The organism is Rhizobium phaseoli (assembly GCF_001664385.1).
GTDB lineage: Bacteria > Pseudomonadota > Alphaproteobacteria > Rhizobiales > Rhizobiaceae > Rhizobium > Rhizobium phaseoli.
Genome location: NZ_CP013532.1, coordinates 3,701,418 through 3,725,936 on the forward strand (window position 1 = coordinate 3,701,418; position 24,519 = coordinate 3,725,936).

Annotated in this window: 27 protein-coding genes; 15 read left to right on the forward strand and 12 right to left on the reverse strand. The window is 61.8% G+C overall.

Going from position 1 to position 24,519, the window contains the following annotated elements; translation table 11 throughout:
• Window positions 1-16: 16 nt before the first annotated feature.
• The 9 genes from tilS to ybgC form a co-directional block, all read right to left on the reverse strand.
• Window positions 17-1,477 (reverse strand): tRNA lysidine(34) synthetase TilS, encoded by a 1,461-nt coding sequence (gene tilS, locus AMC88_RS17825; protein WP_064825594.1) that lies wholly within the window; start codon window positions 1,475-1,477, stop codon window positions 17-19.
• An 11-nt stretch (window positions 1,478-1,488) separates the two neighbouring features.
• Window positions 1,489-2,478 (reverse strand): tol-pal system protein YbgF, encoded by a 990-nt coding sequence (gene ybgF, locus AMC88_RS17830; protein WP_064825595.1) that lies wholly within the window; start codon window positions 2,476-2,478, stop codon window positions 1,489-1,491.
• Window positions 2,479-2,637: 159 nt separating this feature from the next.
• The gene (gene pal / locus AMC88_RS17835; RefSeq protein ID WP_064825596.1) at window positions 2,638-3,174 is read right to left on the reverse strand and encodes a peptidoglycan-associated lipoprotein Pal; all 537 of its coding nucleotides are present in this window, start codon (window positions 3,172-3,174) and stop codon (window positions 2,638-2,640) included.
• Window positions 3,175-3,325: 151 nt separating this feature from the next.
• Window positions 3,326-4,636, reverse strand: a complete 1,311-nt coding sequence (gene tolB, locus AMC88_RS17840; protein ID WP_010008051.1) for a Tol-Pal system beta propeller repeat protein TolB — start codon at window positions 4,634-4,636, stop codon at window positions 3,326-3,328.
• A gap of 20 nt (window positions 4,637-4,656) precedes the next feature.
• Window positions 4,657-4,965 carry a hypothetical protein gene (locus AMC88_RS17845; RefSeq protein WP_064825597.1) on the reverse strand — a complete coding sequence of 103 codons (309 nt, stop codon included), beginning with the start codon at window positions 4,963-4,965 and terminating at the stop codon, window positions 4,657-4,659.
• On the reverse strand, window positions 4,966-6,105 hold the full coding sequence (locus AMC88_RS17850) for a cell envelope integrity TolA family protein (protein WP_064825598.1): 1,140 nt from the start codon (window positions 6,103-6,105) through the stop codon (window positions 4,966-4,968). It lies immediately after the preceding gene.
• A gap of 8 nt (window positions 6,106-6,113) precedes the next feature.
• A complete protein-coding gene (gene tolR, locus AMC88_RS17855; protein WP_064825599.1) occupies window positions 6,114-6,569 on the reverse strand; it encodes a protein TolR in 456 nt (151 codons plus the stop codon).
• Window positions 6,570-6,587: 18 nt separating this feature from the next.
• Window positions 6,588-7,307, reverse strand: a complete 720-nt coding sequence (gene tolQ, locus AMC88_RS17860) for a protein TolQ (RefSeq protein WP_004671617.1) — start codon at window positions 7,305-7,307, stop codon at window positions 6,588-6,590.
• A 373-nt stretch (window positions 7,308-7,680) separates the two neighbouring features.
• Window positions 7,681-8,136, reverse strand: a complete 456-nt coding sequence (gene ybgC, locus AMC88_RS17865) for a tol-pal system-associated acyl-CoA thioesterase (protein WP_004671619.1) — start codon at window positions 8,134-8,136, stop codon at window positions 7,681-7,683.
• A gap of 163 nt (window positions 8,137-8,299) precedes the next feature.
• Between ybgC and AMC88_RS17870 the strand changes: the two genes are divergently transcribed.
• The 6 genes from AMC88_RS17870 to AMC88_RS17895 all read left to right on the forward strand — a co-directional run bounded on the left by AMC88_RS17870 (window position 8,300) and on the right by AMC88_RS17895 (window position 14,072).
• Window positions 8,300-9,520, forward strand: coding sequence for an NAD-dependent epimerase/dehydratase family protein (locus AMC88_RS17870; RefSeq protein ID WP_064825600.1), 1,221 nt, complete (start codon window positions 8,300-8,302; stop codon window positions 9,518-9,520).
• A gap of 303 nt (window positions 9,521-9,823) precedes the next feature.
• Window positions 9,824-10,648 carry a glycosyltransferase gene (locus tag AMC88_RS17875; RefSeq protein ID WP_064825601.1) on the forward strand — a complete coding sequence of 275 codons (825 nt, stop codon included), beginning with the start codon at window positions 9,824-9,826 and terminating at the stop codon, window positions 10,646-10,648.
• The gene (locus AMC88_RS17880) at window positions 10,645-11,565 is read left to right on the forward strand and encodes an NAD-dependent epimerase/dehydratase family protein (protein ID WP_064825602.1); all 921 of its coding nucleotides are present in this window, start codon (window positions 10,645-10,647) and stop codon (window positions 11,563-11,565) included. Before AMC88_RS17875 ends, AMC88_RS17880 begins: the two co-directional genes overlap by 4 nt.
• A gap of 133 nt (window positions 11,566-11,698) precedes the next feature.
• On the forward strand, window positions 11,699-12,286 hold the full coding sequence (locus tag AMC88_RS17885; RefSeq protein ID WP_064825603.1) for a 5-formyltetrahydrofolate cyclo-ligase: 588 nt from the start codon (window positions 11,699-11,701) through the stop codon (window positions 12,284-12,286).
• Between the two features lie 3 nt (window positions 12,287-12,289).
• Window positions 12,290-13,114, forward strand: coding sequence for a TIGR00282 family metallophosphoesterase (locus AMC88_RS17890; protein WP_004669773.1), 825 nt, complete (start codon window positions 12,290-12,292; stop codon window positions 13,112-13,114).
• A gap of 109 nt (window positions 13,115-13,223) precedes the next feature.
• Window positions 13,224-14,072: an MBL fold metallo-hydrolase gene (locus AMC88_RS17895; RefSeq protein ID WP_064825604.1), complete on the forward strand. Its 849-nt coding sequence runs from the start codon at window positions 13,224-13,226 to the stop codon at window positions 14,070-14,072.
• A 17-nt stretch (window positions 14,073-14,089) separates the two neighbouring features.
• Here AMC88_RS17895 and AMC88_RS17900 read toward each other — a convergent pair whose 3' ends face one another.
• Window positions 14,090-14,593, reverse strand: coding sequence for a pyridoxamine 5'-phosphate oxidase family protein (locus AMC88_RS17900; RefSeq protein WP_064825605.1), 504 nt, complete (start codon window positions 14,591-14,593; stop codon window positions 14,090-14,092).
• Window positions 14,594-14,734: 141 nt separating this feature from the next.
• On the opposite strand from AMC88_RS17900, the gene AMC88_RS17905 reads away from it, so the two are divergent.
• Window positions 14,735-15,481: a YebC/PmpR family DNA-binding transcriptional regulator gene (locus tag AMC88_RS17905; RefSeq protein WP_012485106.1), complete on the forward strand. Its 747-nt coding sequence runs from the start codon at window positions 14,735-14,737 to the stop codon at window positions 15,479-15,481.
• Window positions 15,482-15,553: 72 nt separating this feature from the next.
• On the opposite strand, the gene AMC88_RS17910 is transcribed toward AMC88_RS17905, so the two are convergent.
• Both AMC88_RS17910 and AMC88_RS17915 read right to left on the reverse strand, forming a co-directional pair.
• Window positions 15,554-16,555 (reverse strand): LLM class flavin-dependent oxidoreductase, encoded by a 1,002-nt coding sequence (locus AMC88_RS17910; protein WP_064825606.1) that lies wholly within the window; start codon window positions 16,553-16,555, stop codon window positions 15,554-15,556.
• Between the two features lie 124 nt (window positions 16,556-16,679).
• Window positions 16,680-18,995, reverse strand: coding sequence for a methyl-accepting chemotaxis protein (locus tag AMC88_RS17915; RefSeq protein WP_064825607.1), 2,316 nt, complete (start codon window positions 18,993-18,995; stop codon window positions 16,680-16,682).
• Window positions 18,996-19,236: 241 nt separating this feature from the next.
• Between AMC88_RS17915 and ruvC the strand changes: the two genes are divergently transcribed.
• The 8 genes from ruvC (at window position 19,237) to AMC88_RS17955 (ending at window position 24,235) form a co-directional block, all read left to right on the forward strand.
• The gene (gene ruvC / locus AMC88_RS17920; protein ID WP_064825608.1) at window positions 19,237-19,746 is read left to right on the forward strand and encodes a crossover junction endodeoxyribonuclease RuvC; all 510 of its coding nucleotides are present in this window, start codon (window positions 19,237-19,239) and stop codon (window positions 19,744-19,746) included.
• Window positions 19,747-19,803: 57 nt separating this feature from the next.
• Complete coding sequence (locus AMC88_RS17925; protein WP_010004698.1) at window positions 19,804-20,055, forward strand: AbrB/MazE/SpoVT family DNA-binding domain-containing protein; 252 nt, start codon at window positions 19,804-19,806, stop codon at window positions 20,053-20,055.
• The gene (locus AMC88_RS17930) at window positions 20,055-20,468 is read left to right on the forward strand and encodes a type II toxin-antitoxin system VapC family toxin (protein ID WP_064825609.1); all 414 of its coding nucleotides are present in this window, start codon (window positions 20,055-20,057) and stop codon (window positions 20,466-20,468) included. The genes AMC88_RS17925 and AMC88_RS17930 overlap by 1 nt, the downstream gene beginning before the upstream one ends.
• 13 nt (window positions 20,469-20,481) lie before the next feature.
• Window positions 20,482-21,096 (forward strand): Holliday junction branch migration protein RuvA, encoded by a 615-nt coding sequence (gene ruvA, locus AMC88_RS17935; RefSeq protein WP_004669783.1) that lies wholly within the window; start codon window positions 20,482-20,484, stop codon window positions 21,094-21,096.
• A gap of 82 nt (window positions 21,097-21,178) precedes the next feature.
• On the forward strand, window positions 21,179-22,219 hold the full coding sequence (gene ruvB, locus AMC88_RS17940; protein ID WP_064825610.1) for a Holliday junction branch migration DNA helicase RuvB: 1,041 nt from the start codon (window positions 21,179-21,181) through the stop codon (window positions 22,217-22,219).
• A complete protein-coding gene (locus tag AMC88_RS17945) occupies window positions 22,220-23,119 on the forward strand; it encodes a metallophosphoesterase (RefSeq protein WP_037114975.1) in 900 nt (299 codons plus the stop codon).
• Between the two features lie 7 nt (window positions 23,120-23,126).
• Window positions 23,127-23,633, forward strand: coding sequence for an NUDIX hydrolase (locus AMC88_RS17950; protein ID WP_064825611.1), 507 nt, complete (start codon window positions 23,127-23,129; stop codon window positions 23,631-23,633).
• 38 nt (window positions 23,634-23,671) lie between these two features.
• Window positions 23,672-24,235, forward strand: a complete 564-nt coding sequence (locus tag AMC88_RS17955) for a DinB family protein (protein ID WP_037141205.1) — start codon at window positions 23,672-23,674, stop codon at window positions 24,233-24,235.
• Window positions 24,236-24,519 lie beyond the last annotated feature (284 nt).

Consider the following 24,519-nt stretch of genomic DNA (forward strand, 5'->3'; position numbering starts at 1 on the left):
AAGGCAATCCCCCAGGTCAGATGGTTTTTCCGTCAATACTTCTAAAAGGCAGTCCCGCATAGGGCGCCATCGCGAAAACCGCCGAAAGCCTATCGGCAAAGATGAAATCAAATCGTGTCAAAAAGCGGTCGAAGGGTGCGAAATACGGCGTCAGATTGATTGCTCCGGCGGATTCCGGAGGTAAGGGGGTCTCATCTGATGATAGCACCGGCGCCGACGCAACGGCGCGTTTCCATGCGGACTTGGGCAGATGGCTGCTCCACACACCCTCATTCCTGTGCTCGTCACAGGAATCCAGCGCGCCAAAGTCCTTGGGCGCGGGAGACTCCTTACCTCTTGTCGAGTCATTCACCGCGCCGACGCGCGGTGGCTGGATTCCTGTGACGAGCACAGGAATGAGGGAGCGCTGGGTGGCCTGCGCTTCTATCCTTACGGTCGCTCCGGAGCCGTTTACGGCTTCGAACCTCCCGTCCCACACCCCCGCCTCTCCCGGCTGCAAAATCATCGGAACAATCCCCCGGCTCTCGCGCGCCAGATAAAGCCCCTCTCGCCGCAGATCGAACACCACCCTGCCCGCAGTCATTCGCCCTGGTTCGGTGTTTGCGATAAATGCAAGGATCCGCTCCATCTGTACCCTGCCCGGCGCGAAGGCCTGTCCGCCGAAGACCGCCGTCAGACGGCCGAGCGCATAGGCGAGAACGGCGTGATCCTGCCGCAACCCATCGGGCAGCACCTGCCCAAGCAGGCCGCCCTGAAGCCTGAAATAGCGATCCAGCCATTCGGCTGCCGCGGACGACAGCGCCAGCCGCTCCTTCCAAGCCGCGAGAATATCCGTCTCCGTCGCAGGATCGGCCGATAGCTGCCGGCGCACCCGCACGCGCTCGTACTTCACATCCTCGTTGCTGGGGTCGTCGATCCACGCCACGCGCCGCTCTCTCAGAAAAGAGCGGATATCTGCCCGGCTGGAAAAGAGAAGCGGCCGCAAAATCCAGAAGCGCCGGTCGAAGAGCACCGCATCGGCGATGCCTGATGAAAGCTGCTCCGTTCGGACGCCGCGCATGGCAAGGGTTTCGCGCTGGTCGTCATACGTATGGCCGGTGACGATGAGATTGGCGCCGAACCTCTCCGCCGATTCCGCCAAGAGGTCGTACCGCGCTTCGCGGGCCGCAGCCATGATGCCGGTTTTCGGCTTTTCGCCCTGCCAGGCTGCGATGATGTGGGGAATGCCGAGCGATGCGCAGAGCGCTGCAACCTGTTGCGCTTCGTCCGCGGAGCCGGCGCGCAGCCCGTGATCGACGGTGGCAGCACAGAGGGAAACCTTGAGATGAGGCGCGGCCTTCACGGCTTCGTCGAGGAGAAGAAGCAGGCCGGTGGAATCGCTGCCGCCCGATATCGCGACGAGAATGCGCGCAGGACTTTGGAGCGATACGAGAAACTGGCGGATCGCCGCATGAGGCGATGCGGCTTCCGGAGACATTCCGGAAGTCCTCAGCAGGCGAGGCGTTTCTGTTCGCTCGCAACCTTGCCTATGACGGCGCGTGAAGCCTTCGGATAGCGCTTCGAGACCTCGCGCAGCGTCGCGCAGGCCGTTTCCTTATTGTCGAGGGCTGCAAGCGACATGCCGAGTTTCAGCAGCATTTCCGGAGCCTTTTCCGAGCTGCCGTATTTCTGATGCGCGTTGAGGAAGGTCTTGGCCGCCTCGTTATATTTGCCCTGCGAATAGAGCGCTTCGCCGAGCCAGAAATTGGCGTCGGCCGCCCGCGCGCTGCTCGGGTAATGGGCGATGTATTGGTTGAATTCCTGCTCGGCCGTGCCGTAGTCGCCGGACAGAACGTGGCCGTAAGCTGCCTTGTACTGATCCGCCTCACTGCCGAGCGACGCCGTCTGCTGCGGCGTCTTGCCGTTGGCATCGGGAATCGGGCCGGAGCCGATATTGGCTTTTTCGTCGACGGTTCCGCCGACCGCGTTGCCGTTCTGATCGAAGTCGATCGAGCCAAGCTGCTTCGGCGGTTGGCCGAGGCCGGTATTATCAGGCACGTCGGTGGAGGGAGCCGTTTCGGCTCCCTGCGGTGCTTGGATCACCCTGGCGACATCATCCCCGCCGGAAGCTGCCGGAGCGGCATCGGTCTCGCTCTTCTTGACGGGAGCCTTGGCGCCACCGCCGCCGGAACCGGTCTTTTCGAGCTGCTGGAAGCGGAATTCATTGTCTTCCTGCTGCTTGCGGATCGTCTCCTGCATCTGCAGCAGCTGGAAGCTCATCTCCTCGATCCGGCCGTTCAGCTGCCGCAGTTGCTCTTCGAGCTGCTGCACGCGCACCTCGGCGTCGCCGCTCTGTACCTTAATAACAGGCGGGGCCGCCTGGTTTTCCGCGGATCGGCCGCCGAGATTCAGCCCGAAGAACGAGGCGGAATAGGCCACCCGCTCGCTTCCGGTCACAGCCGCGAGGCACAGCATGCCTGCCACGACAAGTTTCTTCATATGTATCGTCCTGTCCCAGTGATTCTTCGCGCCTTAAGGCACGAACAGGAGATTTTTCCAATTGCTGTCAAAAAGCAACGGAGTCTGGCCAAAGTGTGGTCAAAAAGAAAAGGCGGCCCCTGATGGGACCGCCTTCAGACAACGAATTATATCGGCAAATTACATGCCGGCGCCGCCGAGCACGGTGACCGCGCGACGGTTCTGCGACCAGCAGGAAATATCGTCGCAAACGGCGACCGGACGTTCCTTGCCGTAAGAGATCGTCTTCATGCGCTGCGCCGGAACGCCGCGCGAAGCGAGGTAGTCCTTGGCGGCAGCGGCACGGCGAGCGCCGAGCGCCAGGTTGTATTCGCGCGTGCCGCGTTCGTCGGCATGACCTTCGACGGTGATCTGATAGTTCGGGTAGCGGGCGAGCCACTGGGCCTGACGGTCGAGCGTCTGCGAGGCATCGGCGCGGATCGACGAGGAGTCGGTGTCGAAGAAGATGCGGTCGCCGACATTGACCGTGAAGTCCTGGGCCGAACCCGGCGTTGCCGCACCGCCGCCGAGGCCCATATCGCCGGCGCTGTTCGGCATGCCGCCGTTCTTCTTGGTACCGCAGCTTGCAAGTGCCAAACCGGCCAGAAGCGCGATCATGACGGGGTTGCGGGCGAAATTCTGCATGCGGCTCATTGCCGGGGTGTGAATTCGGCTCATGGCCGGGTCTCCTTGCGATTTCAGGGTTTCCGGACAGTAACCGCACTCGGTTAACCGCCCCTCAAAGTTTATGGTTAACAGTTTATTGATTTGTCCCGTAGTCGCCCGGTTTCCATGATTCTGGGGCGACAAGAAGGCATTGCCGCGCCTCTTACTCGAGAAGCGGCGACCAGGCCGGGTCGGAACCGTAGCTCGGCGTCTTGACGAGTTGTTCGTTGTAGCCGGTCAGATCGATCGAATAGAGCTGCGGACCACCGGCGCCTGCCGCCTGACGGAAGAACATCAGCACCCGGCCGTTCGGCGCCCAGGTCGGGCCCTCATTGTGGAAGCCGGTCGTCAGGATGCGTTCGCCCGAACCGTCCGGTTTCATCACGCCGATCGAGAACTTGCCACCCGCCTGCTTGGTGAAGGCGATGAGATCGCCGCGCGGCGACCAGACCGGCGTCGAATAGGAGCCGTCGCCGAAGGAAATGCGGGTCTGGCCGGAACCATCGGCATTCATCACGTAGATCTGCGGCTTGCCGCCACGGTCGCTTTCGAAGCTGACGCGGGCACCGTCGGGCGAATAGGAGGGCGAAGTGTCGATCGCCGCCGTCGAGGTCAGCCGCGTCGTCGTGCGCGAGCGCAGGTCCATCGTATAGATGTTGGAATTGCCTTCCTGCTGCAGGCTCATGATCACCTTCTGACCGTCAGGCGAAAAGCGCGGCGAGAACGTCATGCCCGGAAAGTTGCCGACAACCTCGCGCTGCCCGGTTTCGAGCTGCAACAGATAGACGCGCGGCTGCTGGTTGGCGAAGGACATGTAGGTGACTTCCTGCCGGTTCGGCGAGAAGCGCGGCGTCAGCACGAGATCGCTGCCATCGGTCAGCATCCGCACGTTGAAACCGTCCTGGTCCATGATTGCGAGCTGGCGCTTGCGCTGCTGCTTGGTGCCGGATTCGGAGACGAAGACGACACGGGTGTCGAAATAACCCTCTTCACCGGTGATCTGCTTGTAGATCGCATCGGCGATGATGTGCGCGACACGCCGCCAGTTCTCCGGCTGCGTATAGAACTGCTGGCCGGTCATCTGCTGGCCGGCGAACGGATCCCAGAGGCGGAATTCGGCACGAAGACGCCCGTCGGCCTCCTGCGTCACCCGGCCGGTGACCAGCGCCTGCGCATTGATAACCTTCCAGTCTTCGAAACGCGGCGAAGCGTCCGGGTTGGAAATCTTCTCGATGAAAGCGCTCTTGTTGATCGGCGCGAACAGACCGGATCGCTGCAGATCAGCTGCAATCACCTGCGAAACCTGCGCGCCCATATCGCCCTGCAGGAAGTCCGTCACCGCAATCGGCATCGGCTGGACATTGCCCTTTCGGATGTCGAGCGTGACCAGCGCATTGGCCGGCGTCGCGACGACGGCAGCGGCCATCAGACCGACTGCAACCAAAATAGCGCGGAAAAAGGAACACTTCATCATACCAAACAGCCTTTCAGCATCTATGGAGTCGGATCGCCGGATTCGAAGCGCAGGACGACTTCCCTCCAGGACTCGTAATTTTCTTTCGGAATCATGGTGAACGGGGACGAACGCAACACCGCGCGAAGAGCCGCAGCCGACAGGGCTTTCCCAGCGGTTGCGCTGCCGCCTGCCGCTGTCACCTCGGACGAGCCGACGATTGCGGCCGGTTTTTCGGAAATCGCCATGCCGTTCGATTGTGCTGACGCATCAAGCGCACAGGTCAGAACCGCGCTGAGCGTGACGGCAGCCGTCACCGAATTCTTGCCATGGCAGAGATCCATCAGCATCTAGATTCCCATGCTGCTAGGATCGAAGTTGAGATCGAACTCGTTCCAGGCGTCGTACTTGTCCTTCGGAAGCGTCGTGAAGGGCGCGGATTTCATAACAGCTCTATAAGCCCCGCTTTCCAACGCACGGCGTGTGGAATCGCTGCTGCTGCCACCTGATGACTCGACTTCCGGCTGGCCGATAATATTGCCGTCCCTGTCGAGCTTCATGTGCACCTTGATGACCATGCCGGAAAGGCCTTCCATCCCCGGAGTGATCAGCCAATTACCCTCGATCAGGCTGCGCATTGCATCTTCTTCGCTTTGACTGAGTTTCGAGCCGCCGTTACTCTTCTTCGCCCCCAGCGATGCCTCCTGCGTCGAGCGCTTGGCGCCGCCGGCGGAAGGATCGGTCTTGTTCAGCAAGGCTGAAATCTCGTCGGCATTGAAGTCGCTCTTCATTGAAGAAGCCGATTTCGCCACTTCCTGCTTCTTGTCGGCTTTCTTCTTGTCTGTCGGCTTTTCCGCGGCCTTCGGTTCGTCCGGTGTCTTTTCCGGTGGCTTTTCGGCAGGCTTCTGCGGCTCCGGCGGCTTTACCTGCGGCTTGACGACCGGCGTCGGCACCTTGTCCGGCAATGCTTCGGCATCCGGCTTGGGCGGCTCCTCAGGCTTGGCCTGTTCTTCCGGCGGTTTTTCCTCAGGCTTCGGCGGTGTCACTTCGACCGGCTTCGGCGGCGGAATCGAGGCAACTTCCTTCGGCTGCTCGACCTCGGTCTCTTCCTTGTTGACTTCCTTGACGTCGTTCGGCTTGGGATCGACCTGCGGCAGCGGCTTTTCGCTGGAATTGGCGGCGGCGGCCTCGCTGTTGCTCGGCTTGGCGTTCGGCACCGGCGGCGTCTTCAGGTCGACATTATTGTCGCCGGCGTTTTCGGCCGGTTGCGCGATCGGCGGCCGTGTCGTCGGCACCGGCGCAGACGTCTCCTTCTTCGGAGCCTTCTTGTCGCCCTGCTGCAGCTGGGTAATGGATTCCACCGGCACGAGATCGACCGGCATCGCCTCGAAATCCTCCACCTTGAAAGATTCCGGAGCGCTGAGCGATACCATCGCCCAGGTCAGCACCAGGCAGTGCAGAACAGCAGATGTGACGACGCTGGTCTTCATCTTGAACGCTATTGGTCCTTCTTCTGCTGCGTCACCAGGCCAATATTCTTGAAGCCGGCGCCCTGGATGCGCGCCATGACGTCGGCGATGACGCCGTAGGGTGCCGTCGCGTCGCCGCGCACGAAGATGCGTTCGTTATAGCCGGTGGTGGAGATCGCCTCGAGCTTGGCGGCGATCTCGGCGGCCGGGATCGGCGTTTCCTGCAGGAAGACCTCGCCGTCATTCTTGACGGAGATGGTGATCGGCTGCGTCTCGGAATTCAGCGCCTTGGCCTGCGTTTCCGGCAGGTCGATCGGGACGCCGACGGTCATCATCGGTGCGGCGACCATGAAGATGATCAGAAGCACCAGCATGACGTCGACGAGCGGCGTCACGTTGATTTCGGAGATGACGGCCTTGTTCCGACCGCCGCGACGGCGGCGTCCGCCGCCCCCGCCGCCATTGCCTCCAACAGCCATACCCATGTCAGTATACTCCGTTGGTTACTGAGCCGCAGCGCGCGGCTGCAGCTTCTCGTCAATCTGGCGCGAAAGTATGGCGGAGAATTCGTCCGCGAAGCCTTCCATGCGCGCCGAGAGCTTGCCGGCATCGGCGGAGAACTTGTTATAGGCAATAACCGCTGGAATAGCGGCGACGAGGCCGATCGCGGTGGCAAGCAGCGCTTCGGCAATGCCGGGTGCGACGACCGCGAGGTTGGTCGACTTCGAACCGGCAATCGCCTGGAACGAGGTCATGATGCCGACGACCGTGCCGAACAGGCCGATGAACGGACCGGCCGAGCCGATGGTCGCAAGCGACCCGAGACGGGCGCCTAGATATTCGGTTTCACGGGCGAGCGTCACGTCCATCGCGCGGTCGATACGCATCTGCAGGCCGATCGGCGAGCGGGCGCCGCGTTCGAAAGATTTCTTCCACTCGCGCATGGCCGCAACGAAGATCGATGCCAGGCCGGTATTGTTGCGCTCCGACAGCGAGCGATAGAGTTCTTCCAGCGACTGGCCCGACCAGAACACCTGTTCGAACTTGTCGAACTGGCGCCGTGCGCGGCCATAGGCCAGGTATTTGTCGATGACGATCGCCCAGGTCCATACCGAGGCTGCGATGAGCCCGAGCATGACGAGCTTGACGACGATGCCGGCCTGCATGAAAAGCGACCAGAGGCTGACGTCCGTCGTGGCTGCTGCCAATCCTACTTGTTCCATTGATCCAAAATCCCCGAATCCAAACGCCCGGTGCTGGACCGGGCGGCACAAAATGATCTCGCAAGAAGTGTCCGGCGACCGCCGCCCAAAGCCCTGGTCAAGCTTCCAAGCTCTTCTTCCGCCTTCTTGCCGTCAAATTTGGTCAAAGGAAGGCGTGCACCGCACAAACTCCGACTTTCCCAGTAAGACACTATTATGGTTAATAGACCGTTAGTGCCGGACTACGACAGCAAGCCTGTATTCGGGAGATTTTATTCCTGGATTACTTGACCGGAGCATTATCCGGCGGCCGAAGAGCGCTCATCCTGCGGCGCGGAAATTCCTTCACATAAAGATCAAGTTTTTACAAGGCCGAATTTCAGCCGATTCGACGCTATAGCGGCGTGCTGCCTTCCAGGAATTTCGCTGCAAGCGTTTCCGGCAGCCGCCGCGGCCGCCCCTTGGCGTTGATGACAGCGATGATCACCTTGGCCGCGATCAGCAGCGTTTCGCCCGAGCGGATTTGCTGGTTGAGCACCATTTTGGCGCCACCGGCTTTTTCCGTGTGCGTCAGGATCGTCAGCACGTCATCCATGCGCGCCGGGCTCTTGAAGTCGATCTCCATGCGATGGACGACGAAGACGAGCCCCTCCTCGTCAGCGCTGACGAGTTCGCGCTGCTCGACGCCGAGGCAGCGCAGATAATCGGTGCGGCCGCGTTCGAGGAAATGCAGGTAGCGGGCGTGATAGACCAGGCCGGAGAAATCCGTGTCCTCATAATAGACCCGCTGGACGAGGCGATGTCCGGCCTCCGTCAGCTCTCCCGAAATGGAAAAAGGGCGTTCCGTCATAATTTTCTCCAAACTGCGGTGCCCTCTTTGGCGCAACGCTTCTCGACAGGCAAGCATTGAATGCCCGGCAGGCAGGCATTGAATGCGCCGCCGCCAGGCATTGAATGATTGTCATAATTCCTAACTATTCCCGATAATGAGCGACCGATCAGGAGACGATGCGATGAAGATTGCGGTTATGGGCGGAGACGGTTTCATTGGTTGGCCAACGTCGCTGCATCTCTCCGATGCCGGTCATGACGTCCATATCCTCGACAATCTCTCGCGCCGCTGGATCGACACCGAACTCGGCGTCCAATCGCTGACACCGATGGATTCGATCCAGGAGCGCACCCGCATCTGGCATGCCGAAACGGGACGCCGCATCCACTTCAACCTGATCGATCTCGCCAAGGATTACGAACTGCTGAAGAACTGGCTCTCAGAACATCGCCCCGATGCCATCATCCACTTCGCCGAACAGCGTGCCGCGCCCTATTCGATGAAGAGCGACCGCCACAAGAACTACACTGTGAACAACAATGTCAGCGCCACGCACAACCTCTTGAACGCCCTGACCGAGCTCAGCCTCGATGCCCACCTCATTCATCTCGGCACTATGGGCGTCTACGGCTATTCGACGGTTGGCGCGGCGATCCCCGAAGGTTACCTAGCGGTCGGCATCGAGACGGCTGGCGGCGAGACGGTCAGTCAGGAGATCCTCTACCCCTCCAATCCGGGCTCGATCTATCATATGACCAAGTGCCTGGATCAGCTTCTCTTCCAGTTCTATGCCAAGAATGACGGCTTGCGGATCACTGACCTGCACCAGGGCATCGTCTGGGGCACGCACACCGAGCAGACGCGCCGCCATGCGCAGCTCATCAACCGTTTCGACTACGACGGCGATTACGGCACCGTGCTGAACCGCTTCCTGATCCAGGCGGCGATCGGCTATCCGCTGACGGTGCACGGCACCGGCGGCCAGACCCGCGCCTTCATCCATATCCAGGATTCGGTGCGCTGCATCGAGCTGGCGCTCAAGAACCCGCCGGCCCGCGGCGCCCGCGTCGAAATCTTCAATCAGATGACGGAAACCCACCGGGTGCGCGACCTCGCCGAGATGATCGCGAGAATCAGCGGCGCCACAATTGCCTGGCTGCCCAATCCGCGCAAGGAAGCCGCCGAAAACGAGCTGATCGTCCGCAACGAAAAGTTCCGCAATCTCGGCCTCGAGCCGATCACACTGGAAGCCGGCCTGCTCGGCGAGATCGTCGACGTGGCGAAGAAATTCGCCTATCGCGTCGACCGCGCCCGCGTGCCGGCCGTCTCCGCCTGGACCCGGGATATCGCCGCGACGATCAACCATGATCCGGAAGGCAAGCGGCTGAAGTCGGTGTCATGAGTGCTGAGCGATGACGAAGGCTAGAAGGGCCGCGGCTTGCTCCCTCTTCTCCCCAGCGGGGGTCCGAAGGACGGGTCGAGACCTGTGGCTGGACCCCGGTCGGTGCCCCGAAGGGTCGGATGAGCGGGCCACGCGGCACGCCCTTCATTGCCCTTCGCTCGCGTTCAGCGTACTCGCTCCTGTCGGCGCTCGCCCCCTCATCCGCCTGCCGGCACCTTCTCCCCGCTGGGGAGAAGAGACATACAGCAACGCCTTGCCGTCTCTCCTCCGCAGGAGCAAGACATATAGAGGCAGTCGAACCCGATGAGCCGCTCCTTCGTATTCGCCTACGTCACCCTCGTCACCAACGCCGACTACGCCATGGGAGCCACCGCCCTCGCCCGCTCCCTGCGCCGGACCGGAACCCGCGCCGACATCGTCGTCCTCCATACCGGCGGGGCCGATGCAGCCGCCCTCGCCCCGCTCGCGACCCTCGGCTGCCGCCTGATCGAAGTCGAGCACCTGCCGCTCTCCGATGCCTTCAACGAACGCCACGCCCGCGGTCATCTCCATTCGGCAGCGCCTTTCACCAAGGGCCGCAAGCCGGCGTTTCATTCGCCGCTCGACAATTTCTGCAAGCTGAGGCTCTGGCAGCTCGTCGAATACCAACGCTGCGTCTTCATCGACGCCGATGCCCTGGTGCTGAAAAATGTCGACAGGCTCTTCCTCTATCCGGAATTTTCCGCCGCCCCCAATGTCTATGAAAGCCTCACCGACTTCCGCCGCATGAATTCCGGCGTCTTCGTCGCCACGCCGTCGCATGACACATTCCGGCACATGCTCGAAAGGCTCGACAGGCCGGACACCTTCTGGCGGCGCACCGATCAGACCTTTCTCGAGACCTTCTTCCCGGATTGGCACGGCCTGCCGGTTTATTTCAACATGCTGCAATATGTATGGTTCACCATGCCGGCGCTTTGGGACTGGAAGAGCGTCTCGATCCTGCACTACCAATATGAAAAACCATGGGAAAAAGATCATCCCAAGGCAGCGCAGCTACAACCTTTGATCGATTTATGGCACCGTTTCCACGATGGCGGCGACGTGCCCGAGATCGCGGCGCTCACTAATCCGGAAGGGGCAGCATGAAGGTATTGGTATCCGGCGGAACGGGTCTCGTCGGCCGCTATGTCGTCGAGGAGCTTCTGACCACCGGCTATCAGGTGATCGTCGGCGGCCGCCGGGCGCCGCATCCCCGCCTCTTCTCCCGCCCGGTCGAGTTCGCAGCGCTCTCCCTCGATCCCGACCAGGATCAGATCAACGTTTTCGACGACGCTTATTTCTTCGTCCACGCCGCCTTCAGCCATATCCCCGGCAAATATCGCGGCGGCGAGGGTGATGATCCGAAAAGCTTTCACAGGTTGAACCTCGACGGCACCGTCCGGCTTTTCGAGGCCGCCAAACGCGCCGGCACCCGCCGCTGCGTCTTCCTGTCCAGCCGGGCGGCCTATGGCGAACACCCTGCAGGAACCGAGCTTACCGAAACAATGCTGCCGAAGCCGGAGACGCTCTACGGCCAGATCAAGCTCGACGCCGAGGGCGCGCTGACAGACCTGTCGACTCCCGGTTTTGCCGGCGTCAGTCTGAGGGCGACCGGCATCTATGGTGATCTCTCGCCAAACAAATGGGACGGCCTCATCGACGATTATTGCGCCGGCCGGCCCATCGCTCCCCGCGCTGGCACGGAGGTTCACGGCCGCGACCTCGGACGCGCGGTGCGGCTGATGCTGGAGACGGAAAGCACGCGCATCTCCGGCGAGATCTTCAACGTGTCGGACATCGTCGTCGACACCCGCGACATTCTTGCGCCCATCCGCCGTGAGACCGGCTGTCGTCATGCGCTGCCGGCTCCGGCCGACAGCGCAACGCTCAATCCGATGAGCACGGCGAAAATCCGCGCGCTCGGCTGGATGCCGGGCGGAACGCTTCTGTTCGACGAAACAATGCGGCGGCTGGCCGCCGCGCTGCCGACGCCGCCGGCCCGCGAATCGACGCAGAAGCGATAGGCATCCTCGTCTGACGACCGCAGGCCGCAGGCTGACACGGCGCGAAACCGCCGCGCTCCTGTCGCAGCCTGCATTTGCATCGGACCTCCAGCCGTCTATGCTCGGGCCGAACCTCTCACATCCGGCAGATCGAATGACCGCACGAGAACTGAAAGCGCAGTTGCGCAATGAACGGCTGGCCGCCCGCGACAGCATCGCTCCTGAGGAGCGCATCTCCAAAAGCCTTGCAATGGCAGCTCATGCCGGCGAGGCCGTCGCCTTTGCGCCCGGCACGATCGTCTCCGGTTTCCTGCCAATCCGGTCCGAGGCCGATATGCGGCCGCTGATGGCCCGGTTTGCAGCGCGCGGCGCGCGGCTTTGCGTGCCGGCGATCCTCGACAAGCAGACCATCGCGTTTCGGGAACTGACGGAAGGGCTGCCTCTCATCGAGACCGGCTTCGGCACGGTCGGCCCCGGCGCGGAGGCCGCCATTCTCGATCCCGAGATCATGCTGGTGCCGCTTTCGGCCTTCGATGTCCGCGGCCATCGCATAGGTTACGGCGCCGGCTACTATGACCGCGCCATCAGCCGGCTCAGAGAGAAAGGCCTGCATCCGAAGCTGATCGGCATTGCATTCGACTGCCAGGAAGTGGCACATGTGCCCGACGAGCCGCACGACATAAGCCTGGATGCCATCCTGACAGAAAGCGGCCTTCGCTTTTTTGCATCTTGGATTGGATAGGGAATGCGGCTGCTTTTTCTGGGTGACATGGTCGGCAAGACGGGACGCACGGCGGTTTGGGACCGCCTTCCCGGTCTGATCTCCGACTTAAGGCTCGATTTCGTCGTCGTCAACGGCGAGAATGCCGCCGGCGGATTCGGCATCACCGAGGACATCTTTCTGGAAACGATCAATGCCGGCGCCGATGTGGTGACCACAGGCAATCACGTCTGGGACCAGAAGGAAGCGGTCGCCTTTGCCGGGCGCCACGATCAGTTCCTGCGGCCGGCCAACTATCCGCAGGGCACGCCCGGCCGCGGCTCCGGCCTTTTCTATGCCAGGAACGGCGCGCGCGTGCTCGTTGCCAATGTCATGGGCCGGGTCTTCATGCATCCGGAGCTCGACGATCCTTTCAAGTCGGCGGAGGTGATCCTCGACGCCTGCCCGCTGAAGGAGCAGGCCGATGCGATCATCTTCGATTTCCATGCGGAAGCGACCAGCGAGAAGCAGTGTTTCGGCCATTTCGTCGACGGCCGCGCCAGCTTCGTCGTCGGCACCCATACCCACGTGCCGACCGCCGACGCACAGATCCTGAACGGCGGCACGGCCTATATGTCGGATGCCGGCATGTGTGGGGACTATGATTCCTCCCTCGGCATGGACAAGGAGGAGCCGCTCAACCGCTTCATCTCCAAGATGCCGAAGGGCCGCATGGAAGCGGCAAGCGGCCCGGCAACGATCTGCGGCGTCGGCGTCGAGATTTCCGACGTGACGGGACTCGCCGAAAAGATCGCGCCGCTGCGGCTCGGACCGCGCCTGGCCGAGACAGTGCCGGAGTTCTGGCGGTAAGGCCTGCTCGGCCCAGGCCCCACACACGATTGTGAGCATCCCCGGTCTGGACCGCTGCGACCTCTTGCCGCATTCTCCGGCCTTCTCGTGAAAGCGCCGGAGGGGTGGCATGAAGCCGCAACATCTTGTTCTCGCGATCGCATGCCTTGCCGCCTTCATCGTATCGGGTCCCGCAGCAAGGGCGCAGCAGCAGCGACCGCCCGTCAGCCACTGTCAGGCGATCGCGCAGACCATCCCGCGGGCCACCTTTGCAAGCTTCTCCGGCAGCGAGCAGCCGGAGCCGACCGCCACCGAGGGCGAGGACGTCAAACTGACCTTCCTCGGCCACTCGACCTTCGAGATCGACACTCCCGCCGGCATCGTCATCGCGACGGACTATAATGGCTGGTACCGGCCGGCGATAACGCCTGACGTCGTGACCATGAACAAAGCTCATCCGACCCACTTCACCTTGACGCCCGAGCCGGGCATCAAACATGTGCTGCATGGGTGGAGCGATGTCCCCGGCGAGGCAGCCAAGATCGATCTAGTTGTCGGCGACGCCCATATTCGCAACGTTACCACGGATATCCGCTTCAGCTATGGGCTCGGCGGCTCGCAGCAGAATGGAAACTCGATTTTCGTTTTTGAAATTGCCGGCCTTTGCATCGGCCATCTCGGCCATCTGCATTACGAGCTGACGGAGACCCAATATACCGAGATCGGCCGCCTCGACGTCGTCATGGTGCCGGTCGACGGCGGCCTGACAATGGGCGCCGACAGCATGAGCCGTGTCATCAAGCGGCTGCGCTCGTCGCTGATCCTGCCGATGCACCGCCGCGGCCCGCCGGTCAATGCGTTCCTCTCCATGTTCGGCAAGGACTTCGATGTCGCCTATGCACCCGATGACAGCATCATCGTCTCCTTGCGCACGCTGCCGAAGAAGCCACTGATCTATGTGCTGAAGGGCGTCCAGTAAAGCGGCCCGGCGTTTGCTCAGGCGAACTGCAGATGACGCTTGATGCCGACGTCAGGCATCTTGTCGTCATCGAGATTGGCCTTGGCGATCTCCCAGCCGAATTTCAGCGTGTTGCCGGTGGAAACCCAGATCTCGGCGTCGTCGATATGTAGAGATAACATGGTGAGCTTGGGATCTTTTTTGCCGCCGTCATACCAGGCCGCCACCATCGAGCTCCAATATTCCTCGATCTTGGAAGGGTCGGGGCGCACCTCGATCACGCCGGAAAGACAGGCGTGATAGTCATGATCCTTGCCGATGACGCAGAAATGGGCGCGGCTGCCGGGCTTGATGGAGCGGACGATATCGGCGTCGGTCTTGGTATAGAACCAGATCGTGTTGGTGGTGGGATCTGCATGGGGCGCCATCGGCTGCATGTGCATATCCAGCCCGGAAATTCCGAGCATTCCGGCGTGAACGCCGTTGACCTGATCCCAGAGTTGATGTGCCGGTTGTTCCTGCGCCTCGCTGAGACTAGCCATGACCGTTCCTTTCCATTGGATAGAGTTCGGTTGAAACGTCATCCTTTCGCCTTTGTTCCGAATTGCTTTTCCCTTGAACGGGTGCCGTTTCGCTCTTATAAGGCGGCCCATTCCGAACAATGAGACGTGAACAGGGGTGCCATGGCTGGCCATTCACAGTTTAAAAACATCATGCACCGCAAGGGCCGTCAGGACGCCGTGCGGTCGAAAATGTTCTCCAAGCTCGCGCGCGAAATCACCGTTGCCGCCAAGGCCGGCCTGCCCGACCCGACGATGAATGCCCGTCTTCGCCTGGCGATCCAGAACGCCAAGGCCCAGTCCATGCCGAAGGACAACATCGATCGCGCCATCAAGAAGGCAGCCGGCGCCGACGGCGAAAACTATGACGAAGTCCGCTACGAGGGTTATGGTCCCGGCGGCACGGCGATCATCGTCGAAGCCCTGACCGACAATCGCAACCGCACCGCCTCCAACGTCCGCTCGATATTCACCAAGGCCGGCGGCGCTCTCGGCGAAACCGGTTCCGTGTCCTTCTCCTTCGACCATGTCGGCGAAATCACCTACAAGCTTTCGGTCGGGGACGCTGACAAGGTGATGGAAGCCGCGATCGAAGCCGGCGCCGACGACGTCGAGACCGATGAAGAGGGCCACTACATCACCTGCGCCTTCGAAGCCCTCGGCGACGTCTCAAAAGCGCTGGAGTCCGGCCTCGGCGAAGCCGAAACCGTCAAGGCCGTCTGGCGCGCCCAGAACAATGTGCCGGTGGACGAGGAAAAAGCGCAGTCGCTGATGAAGCTGATCGACAGCCTGGAAGATGATGACGACGTGCAGAACGTCTATTCCAATTTCGAGGTCTCGGAAGAAGTGCTGGCGAAGCTCTCGGCCTGACCTTCCAACGATCCTCCATGAAAAACCCGGCCGTGACGCCGGGTTTTTTGTCCCTAGCCGCGCGTTGCGAACCTATGCGGCCACCCGCATGAAGTTTCCGAGGCCCGCGAATAGTTCCACCGATCTCAGCCGCATCTCGATATCATGGATCGGCATGGAGATGATCACCTCGTCGGCCTGCGTTTCCTTGAGAAACGCTGTCAGTTTTGTCTCCGCCGTCTCCGGCGAGCCGACCACGGCATAACGCAGCGTGTTTTCGACGTTCATCTTCTCCATCGGTGACCAGAACGCCTCCATATCGGCCACCGGTCGAGGAAACGGACCGCGGACATTGCGGCGCAAGTTGACGAACTGCTGCTGAGCCGAAGTGAAATGATAGCGCGCCTCCTCGTCCGTCGCCGCTACCGCGCCCATGACGCCGACCATCACATAGGGCTTGTCGAGCGTCGACGAGGGTTGGAAGCGATCGCGGTAGATGCCGATCGCATCGAGCAGCATGTCGGGCGCGAAATGCGACGCAAAGGCGTAGGGAAGCCCGAGCATGGCGGCAAGCTGGGCGCTGTAGAGGCTGGAGCCGAGCAGCCAGATCGGAACACGCGAACCGCTGCCGGGAACGGCGAGGATCGCCTGGTTCTCGACAGGCGTGCCGAGCAGCTGCTGCAGTTCGACCACGTCGTTCGGAAAGCTGTTGGCGCCGGCCTCAAGGTTTCGCCGCAGCGCCTGTGCCGTGCGCATATCCGTCCCTGGCGCACGTCCGAGGCCGAGATCGACGCGGCCGGGGAAGAGCGCCTCCAAGGTGCCGAACTGCTCGGCGATGACGAGTGGAGAATGATTGGGCAGCATGATGCCACCGGAGCCGATGCGGATGCTTTTCGTCGCCGCCCCGACATGACCGATGACGACGGCGGTGGCTGCACTGGCGATCCCCGGCATGCCGTGATGTTCGGCGAGCCAGAAGCGCTTGTAGCCGAATTCCTCGGCCTTGCGGGCCATTCGCGCCGAGCTTTCGAGCGAATGGCTGACGGTGCTGCCTTCGGCAACAGGGGAAAGGTCGAGGATGGAGAAGGGAACCATGGGAAACCTGCCGGCCAGTTGAACGATGCAGCCTATGTAGGTTCGCGCCCGCGCCATTCCAAACCATGCACGCAAACAAAAGGGCCGCGCGAACGCGGCCCAGGCGGGATGCCGGAAGCAGTGCCTACCGGTGACGGCGCAGCACATGCACCTCGGCGCTCGGCCTGTGGTCGCTGTGCGGCAGCGTAAAATTGCCGAGCTGGCGATCCATTTCCAGGGCTTCCGTCGCCAGCCGGTGGATCGCTTCCGTCGTCTCCTCGACCATCGAGGCATTCTGCTGTGTCATCGCGTCGAGTTCGGCGACGGCGCTGTTGATCTCCCGCAGCGTATTGGCCTCCTCGCGGGTCGATTCCATGATCTCGTTGATCTGCCCGTTGATCGCCTCGACATGCGCGCCGATGCCGGTCAGCGCGACACCTGCCCTTTCCACAAGCGATACGCCGCTTTCGACCTCATGCGTCGATTTCTGCAGCAGGCTGGAGATCTCCTTGGCCGCGCTCGACGAGCGCTGGGCGAGCTCGCGCACTTCCATGGCGACGACAGCAAAACCCTTGCCCGATTCACCGGCGCGCGCCGCCTCGACACCGGCATTGAGCGCCAGAAGGTTGGTCTGGAAGGCGATGTCGTCGATGACGGAGATGATCGTGTTGATCTGGCGTGAGGAGGTCTGGATCGCCTCCATGGCCGCGATCGTCTCACGCATGATCTGGCCGGAGCCGGTCGTCTCCTTTTTGGCGTCGCGGGCGATGCGCTCGGCCTGTTCGGCCCGCTCGATCTGCCGGCGGACGGACTGGGTGATGGCGCTGATTGCATTCGCCGTCTCGGTGATCGAGCCGGCCTGGCGCTCGGTGCGCCCGGCAAGCTCGTCGGCGCCGGTACGCATCTCCTCGGAGCTGGCCCGCACCGCCATCGAGTTGCCGCCGATGGCCGTCATGGTTTCGCTCAGCGTCGCGAGCGCTTCGTTGAAATTGATGCGCAGGCTTTCGAGCTCGTTCGGGAAGCGCCGATCGATCTGATAGGCGAGATCCCCGTTCGCCAGATGATGCAGGCCCTCATCGATCGCCTCCACCACCTGCTGCAGCGTCTTCGCCTCTGCCTCGCGCTCGGCAAGGTTCTGCTGGCGGTCCTGCTCGGCCTGTAGGCGTGTCTCTTCGCTGGCGGCTTCCAGTTCGCGGCCTTCGATCAGCGACTGCCGGAAGCGGGCAAGCGCGTTGGCCATCGTGCCGATCTCATCTTTTCGGCTCAGGCTGCCTATCTCGGTGTTGAGCTTGCCATCGGCGACATCGCGCGTGACGCCGGCAAGCCGCGCAAGCGGCGAGAACAGAAAATTGGTGACGAGGCCGGTGGCGATCGCCATGACGACGAGCACGCCGATGCCGATCATCGTCAGCAAAGTGGCGATCTCCAGCGAGCCGGCATTGAGTTCGCTGAGCAGCACGCTTTCGACCACGAGGAAGCGGTCGCCGCGATAATCGATGCCGCGGACATAGGCGCGCGCTGAGCCGTCCGTCCTGTTGAAATCGGCCACCGTCATCGCCGAACTGGCAAGCGCGTCCTTGATGAAGGTGAAGGGAGCGGCATCGAGCGTCGCAAGTTTGCCGCTCGCATCGAGACCGATCGCTGAACCATCGGCAGAGACGATCGCCGCCCGCGCGGTGCTGCCCTGAACAATCCCCTTTGCCAGGATGCTGGCGACGATGTCGTCACGCACCTTGAACAGGATGATGCCCTTGGCCGCGCCGAGCTTGACGATCGGCACGGCATAGAAGATCGCCGACCTGCCGCTGGCCGCATCGACGCGGAGCCCGGAAAAGCCTGTCGGTGCGGCATCATCGGTCGCCTTGGCGGTATTCTCGATCGCCTTGGCGAAGGCGATGCCAGCGCCGGTCGTCTTCCAGCCGTCCGACTTCAGATTCTCGGCGAAGTCGTCTTCCTTCTTGTAGGAATAGAGGACGGAACCATCGAGATCGGCGATCAAGAGATCGCTGAAAGCAGTGTCTTCGAGGTCGCGGGCGACTTCGCTCTGCGTCTTTTCATGGTTCGAATAATAAAAGCCGCTCGGCGCTTCAGGCTTCATCAGCTTCTCGCGCTGATCGGCCGGGTTGGGATTGGCCGTGATGAAGACTTTCTTCAGCTCGGCGCGGGCATCGCCGGAGGTCTTCTCGATGGTCTTCCAGCCGCTCTTCAGGCTGGTGATCGACATCTGCAGCGCCTCGATGCGGGCAATGGAATTGGCCTGGTTCTCGAGCTGCGCCAGCTGGTCCTGCAGCATGTCGCCGCGGAAGATCAGCACGCTCTCCTTGGCCTTCAGCGCCTGCTCGTCTGAGATGCGGCTGCTGGCGAAATAGGCGAGCACGTCGATCACCGCGATCGACAGCACGGTCATCAGGATGAATGTGGCAATGACCTTGAAGGACAGGGATTGAAATCTCTGAGCCATGTACGACGAACCCCTTCTGAACGCGTCTGCCGGCGCGGGCAGGCGGCATGAGCCTGATCGACCGATCTTCAAACAGAACCTCGGGGGCTTATCTCTTTGCGACACGAGACCCCCTTCGTATTTGACACTAGAATTCAAGCATCTGTTTTAATTCGCGGTAAATGGAGCGGCTTATTCGAGAAGGTTTTTGTTTTGTTCACATATTGATGGCAGTTATTTCGCAGTCGCTATAGGTTAAACCATGCAAAATACGATTCGCATCGTCGGCATCGATCCAGGACTTCGCCGCACCGGCTGGGGAATCATCGACACGCTGGGCAATTCCCTGCGGTTTGTAGCCTCGGGAACCGTGACCTCCGACGGAGACATGGATCTCGCCTCCCGCCTCTGCCAGCTGCATGACGGCCTGGCGGAGGTCGTCCACTCTTACAAGCCGGATGAGGCCGCCGTCGAACAGACCTTCGTCAACAAGGATGCGGTGGCGACCCTCAAGCTTGGCCAGGCCCGCGGCATCGCCATGCTGGTGCCGGCGCGCGCCGGTCTGCACGTCTCCGAATATGCGCCGAACGCCGTCAAGAAGGCCGTCATCGGCGTCGGCCATGGCGAAAAACATCAGATTCACATGATGTTGAGGATCCTGATGCCGAAAGTCGAATTCAAGGGCGACGATGCCGCCGACGCCCTGGCGATCGCCATCTGTCATGCCCACAATCGCGGCAGCAATCGGATGCGGCAAGCACTGGCCGGGTAATCTGTTCTTGACTTGTTCCAACAGTAAGGATAATTCTTACTTTGAAGGAGCAGCAAGATGCGCGTCACGTCCAAAGGCCAGGTCACGATTCCTCGCGATCTCAGAGAGCTCGCCGGCATCGAGGCCAACAGCGAGGTCATCTTCTCGATCGAGAATGGCAAGCTGGTTCTCTCGCCGAAGAACTGCAAGCAGGAGATCGAGGATCGGGGCCGGCTCGACCGTTTCCTGCAGACGATCCGCCGTCTCGAAGGCACCGGCGATCAGGCGATTGATGCCGAAGACCTCATGTCGATGACCCGTGATCGCTGATGGCAACGCTTGTCGATACAGACATACTCGTCGATCTGGCTGTGGCCGGTTCGGACTGGCACGGTTGGTCGCGTCGAAAAATGCTCGACGTCTTCAGAGATGGCCCGGTCCTTATAAATCCGATCATCTATTCCGAATTTTCCGTTCGCTACGACGATATGGATGAAGTCGAGCAACTGCTTCCGCAGGATGAATTCCGCCGCGAGAACCTGCCTTGGCCGGCCGTCTTCGCCGCAGCTCAAGCCTTCCGGCTTTACCGTCGCGCCGGCGGACGGCGCGAACAGATATTGCCCGACTTCCTCATCGGCGCCCATGCGACGATAAGGGGCTACAAGATTTTGACCCGCGACCCTGGCGGATACCGATCTTATTTCCCCTCCGTTGAACTTATCACGCCCGAAACGCACCCTTGAGAGACCACGCCCCATGATCGGCAAGCTGAAAGGCACCATAGACGAGATCGGCGAAGACTATGTGCTCGTCGATGTGCACGGCGTCTGCTACGTCGCCCACTGCTCGGCCCGCACTCTGTCCAAACTCGGCTCGGCCGGCGAGGCCTGCGTGCTGTTCATCGAGACTTATGTGCGCGAGGATCAGTTGAAGCTCTTCGGCTTCATGACTGCATTGGAGCGGGAGTGGTTCAACCTGCTCCAAAGCGTTCAAGGGGTGGGCGCCAAGGTCGCGCTTGCCGTGCTCTCGACCTTGACGCCGGGCGAACTCGCCAATGCGATTGCCCTGCAGGACCGCGCCGCCGTTTCCCGCGCGCCGGGCGTCGGCCCGAAAGTGGCGATGCGCCTCGTCACCGAACTCAAGAACCGGGCGCCGGCTTTTGCCGGGGAAGCGATCAATATCGCCCTCAAGCAGGAACTCGGTGAAGGTGTCGCGGCCGCGCCGGTCGCCGATGCGGTCTCCGCGCTGACCAACCTCGGCTACAGCAGAGACCAGGCGGCCAATGCAGTTGCGGCAGCGATGAAGACGGCCGGCGACGGCGCAGACAGCGCTAAGCTGATCAGGCTGGGATTGAAGGAGTTGGCGCGGTGAAGCCCGGAAAAACGACGGTTGGATATCGAGGCGACCGTTTTTTGGTGTATTGCTGTGACAGGTTTCAAAACGGAATAAGAGCATGAGCGAACCCGCCCGCCTGATATCGCCGGAAAAGCGGGGCGAAGATCTCGAAATGACCCTGCGCCCGCAATCGCTGGACGAATTCACCGGTCAGGCGGAAGCGCGCGCCAATCTCAAGGTCTTCATCGAGGCTGCGAAGAACCGCGGCGAGGCGCTGGACCATGTGCTTTTCGTCGGTCCGCCCGGTCTCGGCAAGACGACGCTGGCGCAGATCATGGCGAAGGAACTCGGCGTCAATTTCCGCTCGACATCAGGCCCTGTTATCGCCAAGGCCGGCGATCTCGCCGCACTGCTCACCAATCTCGAGGAGCGCGATGTGCTCTTCATCGACGAAATCCATCGCCTCAATCCCGCCGTCGAGGAAATCCTTTATCCGGCCATGGAAGATTTCCAATTGGACCTCATCATCGGCGAGGGCCCTGCCGCCCGCTCGGTGAAAATCGATCTGTCGAAATTCACCCTGGTGGCGGCGACCACCCGCCTCGGCCTGCTGACGACGCCGTTGCGCGACCGCTTCGGCATCCCGGTGCGCCTGAGCTTCTATACCGTCGAAGAACTGGAACTGATCGTGCGCCGCGGCGCGCGGCTGATGAACCTGCCGATGACCGAAGAAGGTGCGCGCGAGATCGCCAGACGCGCCCGCGGTACGCCACGCATCGCCGGCCGGCTGCTGCGGCGCGTGCGCGATTTCGCCGAGGTGGCAAGGGCGGAAGCCGTCACCCGCGAGATCGCCGACGAGGCGCTGACCCGCTTGCTCGTCGACAATGTCGGCTTCGATCAGCTCGACAAGCGTTATCTTAACATGATCGCCGTCAATTTCGGCGGCGGCCCGGTCGGTATCGAAACCATCGCCGCCGGCCTGTCGGAACCGCGCGACGCAATCGAGGACATCATCGAGCCTTACATGATCCAGCAGGGTTTCATTCAGCGCACGCCGCGCGGCCGTGTTCTGACCGCAATCGCGTGGAAACATCTCGGAATGCAACCGCCCAAGGAAATGGAGGCTGCGCAGTTCCGGCTGTTCCAGGAGGACGACTGAGTGATCACCCGCCGCGGATTTTTCAAGCTTGTCGGCGGCGGTATCGCAGGTGTTATGTCGCTCGGCGGTTACGCCTTCGCCTATGAACCGCTGGCGCGACTCGGCATCGCCCGTTACCGGCTGACGCCGCCGGGATGGACTCCGGGGCTGAAGCTCCGCGTTGTCGCGCTCGCCGATATCCATGCCTGCGAACCCTGGATGTCGGCAAACCGCATCACAGCGATCTGCCACAGGGCGAATGAACTCGAAGGCGACGTCACCGTCCTGCTCGGCGATTACGCCTCGGGCATGAACATGGTGACGCAATACGTGCATTCGAGCCAGTGGTCGAAGGCGCTGGCCACTCTGCAGGCCCCTCTCGGCGTCCATGCGATCATGGGCAATCATGACTGGTGGGAGGACAGGACTGCCCAGAAGAACGGCGGGATGACATTCGGACACCGGGCGCTTGCCGACGTCGGCATCCCGGTCTACGGCAATCGCGCCGTTCGGCTCGAAAAGGACGGCCGCGGCTTCTGGTTCGCGGGCCTCGAAGACCAGTTGGCGCTGCTGCCCGGCAGGAAATGGGGGCGCACACGCATGCTTGGCCTCGACGACCTCGACGGCACGATGGCGCAGGTGACCGACGATGCGCCCGTCATCCTGCTTGCTCATGAGCCCGATATCTTTCCGCGCGTGCCCGAGCGCGTCTCGCTGACGCTGTCCGGCCACACCCATGGCGGGCAGATCCGTTTCCTCGGCCGTTCGCCGATCGTCCCCTCGCGTTACGGCAATCGCTACGCCTATGGCCATATCGTCGAGGAGGGGCGCAATATCATCGTGTCCGGCGGCCTCGGCTGCTCCATCGCGCCGGTCCGCTTCGGTGTGCCGCCGGAAATCGTCGTAATCGATCTCGGATAAGAATGACATGAGCAAGCGCACCCACATCCGCCTGACTGTGGGCGCTCAACGTTTCAACCATCGCATCGCCGGCCTCGCCTTTCGCGATGGCCATGTGCTCGTTCATCGCGCCGTGCACGAGCCCTTCTGGACCTTTCCTGGGGGAACGGCGGAAATCGGCGAGACCTCGGAAGAAACGCTGAAACGGGAGATGATGGAGGAACTCGGCCTCAACGTCACAGTCTCGCGCCTCCTCTGGACCGTCGAGAATTTTTTCCACTGCGAACAGCGCGACTGGCATGAACTCGGCTTCTATTATCTGATGGAAATCCCACCGGAATTTGCCTTTCGGCCGCATGAGATCGTCCATCGCGTCGAAGACGGCGACAACCATCTCGAGTTCAAATGGGTTGCCGCGACGCGCACAGCCCTGACCGCGCTCGACATCCCGCCCTATTTCATTGCCCAGGAAATCGAGAACCTGCCGGCAGCACCGCGTCATCTCGTCTGGCGCGACGGCAATCTCGATGACTGACGCAAACATTCCGCAAGCGCTTGAGAGGAAAGCCGCCGATGTCGACCGTCGATCCCGTCAGGGTCTTTCGCAAACTTGCCTATAACAACGCCCTTGCCAACCACCGTCTGTTGCGCGCTTGCGCAGCCTTGAAACCTGGCGAATTCGAAGCGCCGCGCACGGGCTTCTTCCCCTCGATCAAGGAAACCTTGAACCACATCATCACGGTCGACTGGTTCTATGTCGATGGCATGGAAGGCGGCATGCTTGGCTACCAGGCCTTCGAGATCGAAGAACCCTTCGACGACATAGCATCGCTGAGCGCAGCGCAGGCGGCGGTCGACCTCCGCCTGACGGCGCTCTGTGAGGCCCTGAGCCCGGAGGGGCTGGTCTCGACCGTCAGGCTCCATCGCGGCGACCGCATTCAGGAGGAGCGCATGGACGACGTGCTCGCCCATCTCTTCCAGCACCAGACCCATCATCGCGGCCAGGTGCACGCGATGCTTTCCGGCACCGGCGTCGCTCCGCCGCAACTCGATGAATTCATCGTCGCCGACGATGCGCGGTTTCGGGGCAAGGAAGTCGCCGAGCTTGGCTGGAGCGAGGAGATGCTGGCACGTTAGTGCCTTTCCTGGTTAGATTGAAGCATTCTGCCGGAGCAGGTTTTCGTCAGGGCAGCGGCGATTGGCGACGGGCATACCCCAAGGTACGTCCGAGCCGATCGCCTCTGATCCTGGCGGAAACATGCCCGGCCCACCGGCCGCATCGCCTCGCCGAGGCGAAGCGATCAGTGCGTCCGGCGCTTCCTAAGTCTTGCAGATTTGCCAGGCAAATCTGCGGGAGGGTTGGCTGAAACGGGCGGGCTGATCGACCGGCCGGCTTGGCCGTAGTGCTGGGCTGCGACGCG

Bases quoted from the DNA above. Each gene is read 5' to 3' on its own strand.
- AMC88_RS17950 (WP_064825611.1), top strand. From the start codon at position 23,127: ATGAGCAAGCGCACCCACATCCGCCTGACTGTGGGCGCTCAACGTTTC.
- tolR (WP_064825599.1), bottom strand. From the start codon at position 6,569: ATGGGTATGGCTGTTGGAGGCAATGGCGGCGGGGGCGGCGGACGCCGC.
- tilS (WP_064825594.1), bottom strand. From the start codon at position 1,477: ATGTCTCCGGAAGCCGCATCGCCTCATGCGGCGATCCGCCAGTTTCTC.
- AMC88_RS17845 (WP_064825597.1), bottom strand. From the start codon at position 4,965: ATGCTGATGGATCTCTGCCATGGCAAGAATTCGGTGACGGCTGCCGTC.
- AMC88_RS17880 (WP_064825602.1), top strand. From the start codon at position 10,645: ATGAAGGTATTGGTATCCGGCGGAACGGGTCTCGTCGGCCGCTATGTC.
- ruvB (WP_064825610.1), top strand. From the start codon at position 21,179: ATGAGCGAACCCGCCCGCCTGATATCGCCGGAAAAGCGGGGCGAAGAT.
- AMC88_RS17870 (WP_064825600.1), top strand. From the start codon at position 8,300: ATGAAGATTGCGGTTATGGGCGGAGACGGTTTCATTGGTTGGCCAACG.
- AMC88_RS17885 (WP_064825603.1), top strand. From the start codon at position 11,699: ATGACCGCACGAGAACTGAAAGCGCAGTTGCGCAATGAACGGCTGGCC.
- AMC88_RS17915 (WP_064825607.1), bottom strand. From the start codon at position 18,995: ATGGCTCAGAGATTTCAATCCCTGTCCTTCAAGGTCATTGCCACATTC.
- ruvA (WP_004669783.1), top strand. From the start codon at position 20,482: ATGATCGGCAAGCTGAAAGGCACCATAGACGAGATCGGCGAAGACTAT.
- tolB (WP_010008051.1), bottom strand. From the start codon at position 4,636: ATGATGAAGTGTTCCTTTTTCCGCGCTATTTTGGTTGCAGTCGGTCTG.
- pal (WP_064825596.1), bottom strand. From the start codon at position 3,174: ATGAGCCGAATTCACACCCCGGCAATGAGCCGCATGCAGAATTTCGCC.
- AMC88_RS17890 (WP_004669773.1), top strand. From the start codon at position 12,290: ATGCGGCTGCTTTTTCTGGGTGACATGGTCGGCAAGACGGGACGCACG.
- ybgC (WP_004671619.1), bottom strand. From the start codon at position 8,136: ATGACGGAACGCCCTTTTTCCATTTCGGGAGAGCTGACGGAGGCCGGA.
- AMC88_RS17875 (WP_064825601.1), top strand. From the start codon at position 9,824: ATGAGCCGCTCCTTCGTATTCGCCTACGTCACCCTCGTCACCAACGCC.
- AMC88_RS17955 (WP_037141205.1), top strand. From the start codon at position 23,672: ATGTCGACCGTCGATCCCGTCAGGGTCTTTCGCAAACTTGCCTATAAC.
- AMC88_RS17910 (WP_064825606.1), bottom strand. From the start codon at position 16,555: ATGGTTCCCTTCTCCATCCTCGACCTTTCCCCTGTTGCCGAAGGCAGC.
- AMC88_RS17900 (WP_064825605.1), bottom strand. From the start codon at position 14,593: ATGGCTAGTCTCAGCGAGGCGCAGGAACAACCGGCACATCAACTCTGG.
- AMC88_RS17925 (WP_010004698.1), top strand. From the start codon at position 19,804: ATGCGCGTCACGTCCAAAGGCCAGGTCACGATTCCTCGCGATCTCAGA.
- AMC88_RS17930 (WP_064825609.1), top strand. From the start codon at position 20,055: ATGGCAACGCTTGTCGATACAGACATACTCGTCGATCTGGCTGTGGCC.
- AMC88_RS17895 (WP_064825604.1), top strand. From the start codon at position 13,224: ATGAAGCCGCAACATCTTGTTCTCGCGATCGCATGCCTTGCCGCCTTC.
- AMC88_RS17905 (WP_012485106.1), top strand. From the start codon at position 14,735: ATGGCTGGCCATTCACAGTTTAAAAACATCATGCACCGCAAGGGCCGT.
- ruvC (WP_064825608.1), top strand. From the start codon at position 19,237: ATGCAAAATACGATTCGCATCGTCGGCATCGATCCAGGACTTCGCCGC.
- ybgF (WP_064825595.1), bottom strand. From the start codon at position 2,478: ATGAAGAAACTTGTCGTGGCAGGCATGCTGTGCCTCGCGGCTGTGACC.
- AMC88_RS17850 (WP_064825598.1), bottom strand. From the start codon at position 6,105: ATGAAGACCAGCGTCGTCACATCTGCTGTTCTGCACTGCCTGGTGCTG.
- tolQ (WP_004671617.1), bottom strand. From the start codon at position 7,307: ATGGAACAAGTAGGATTGGCAGCAGCCACGACGGACGTCAGCCTCTGG.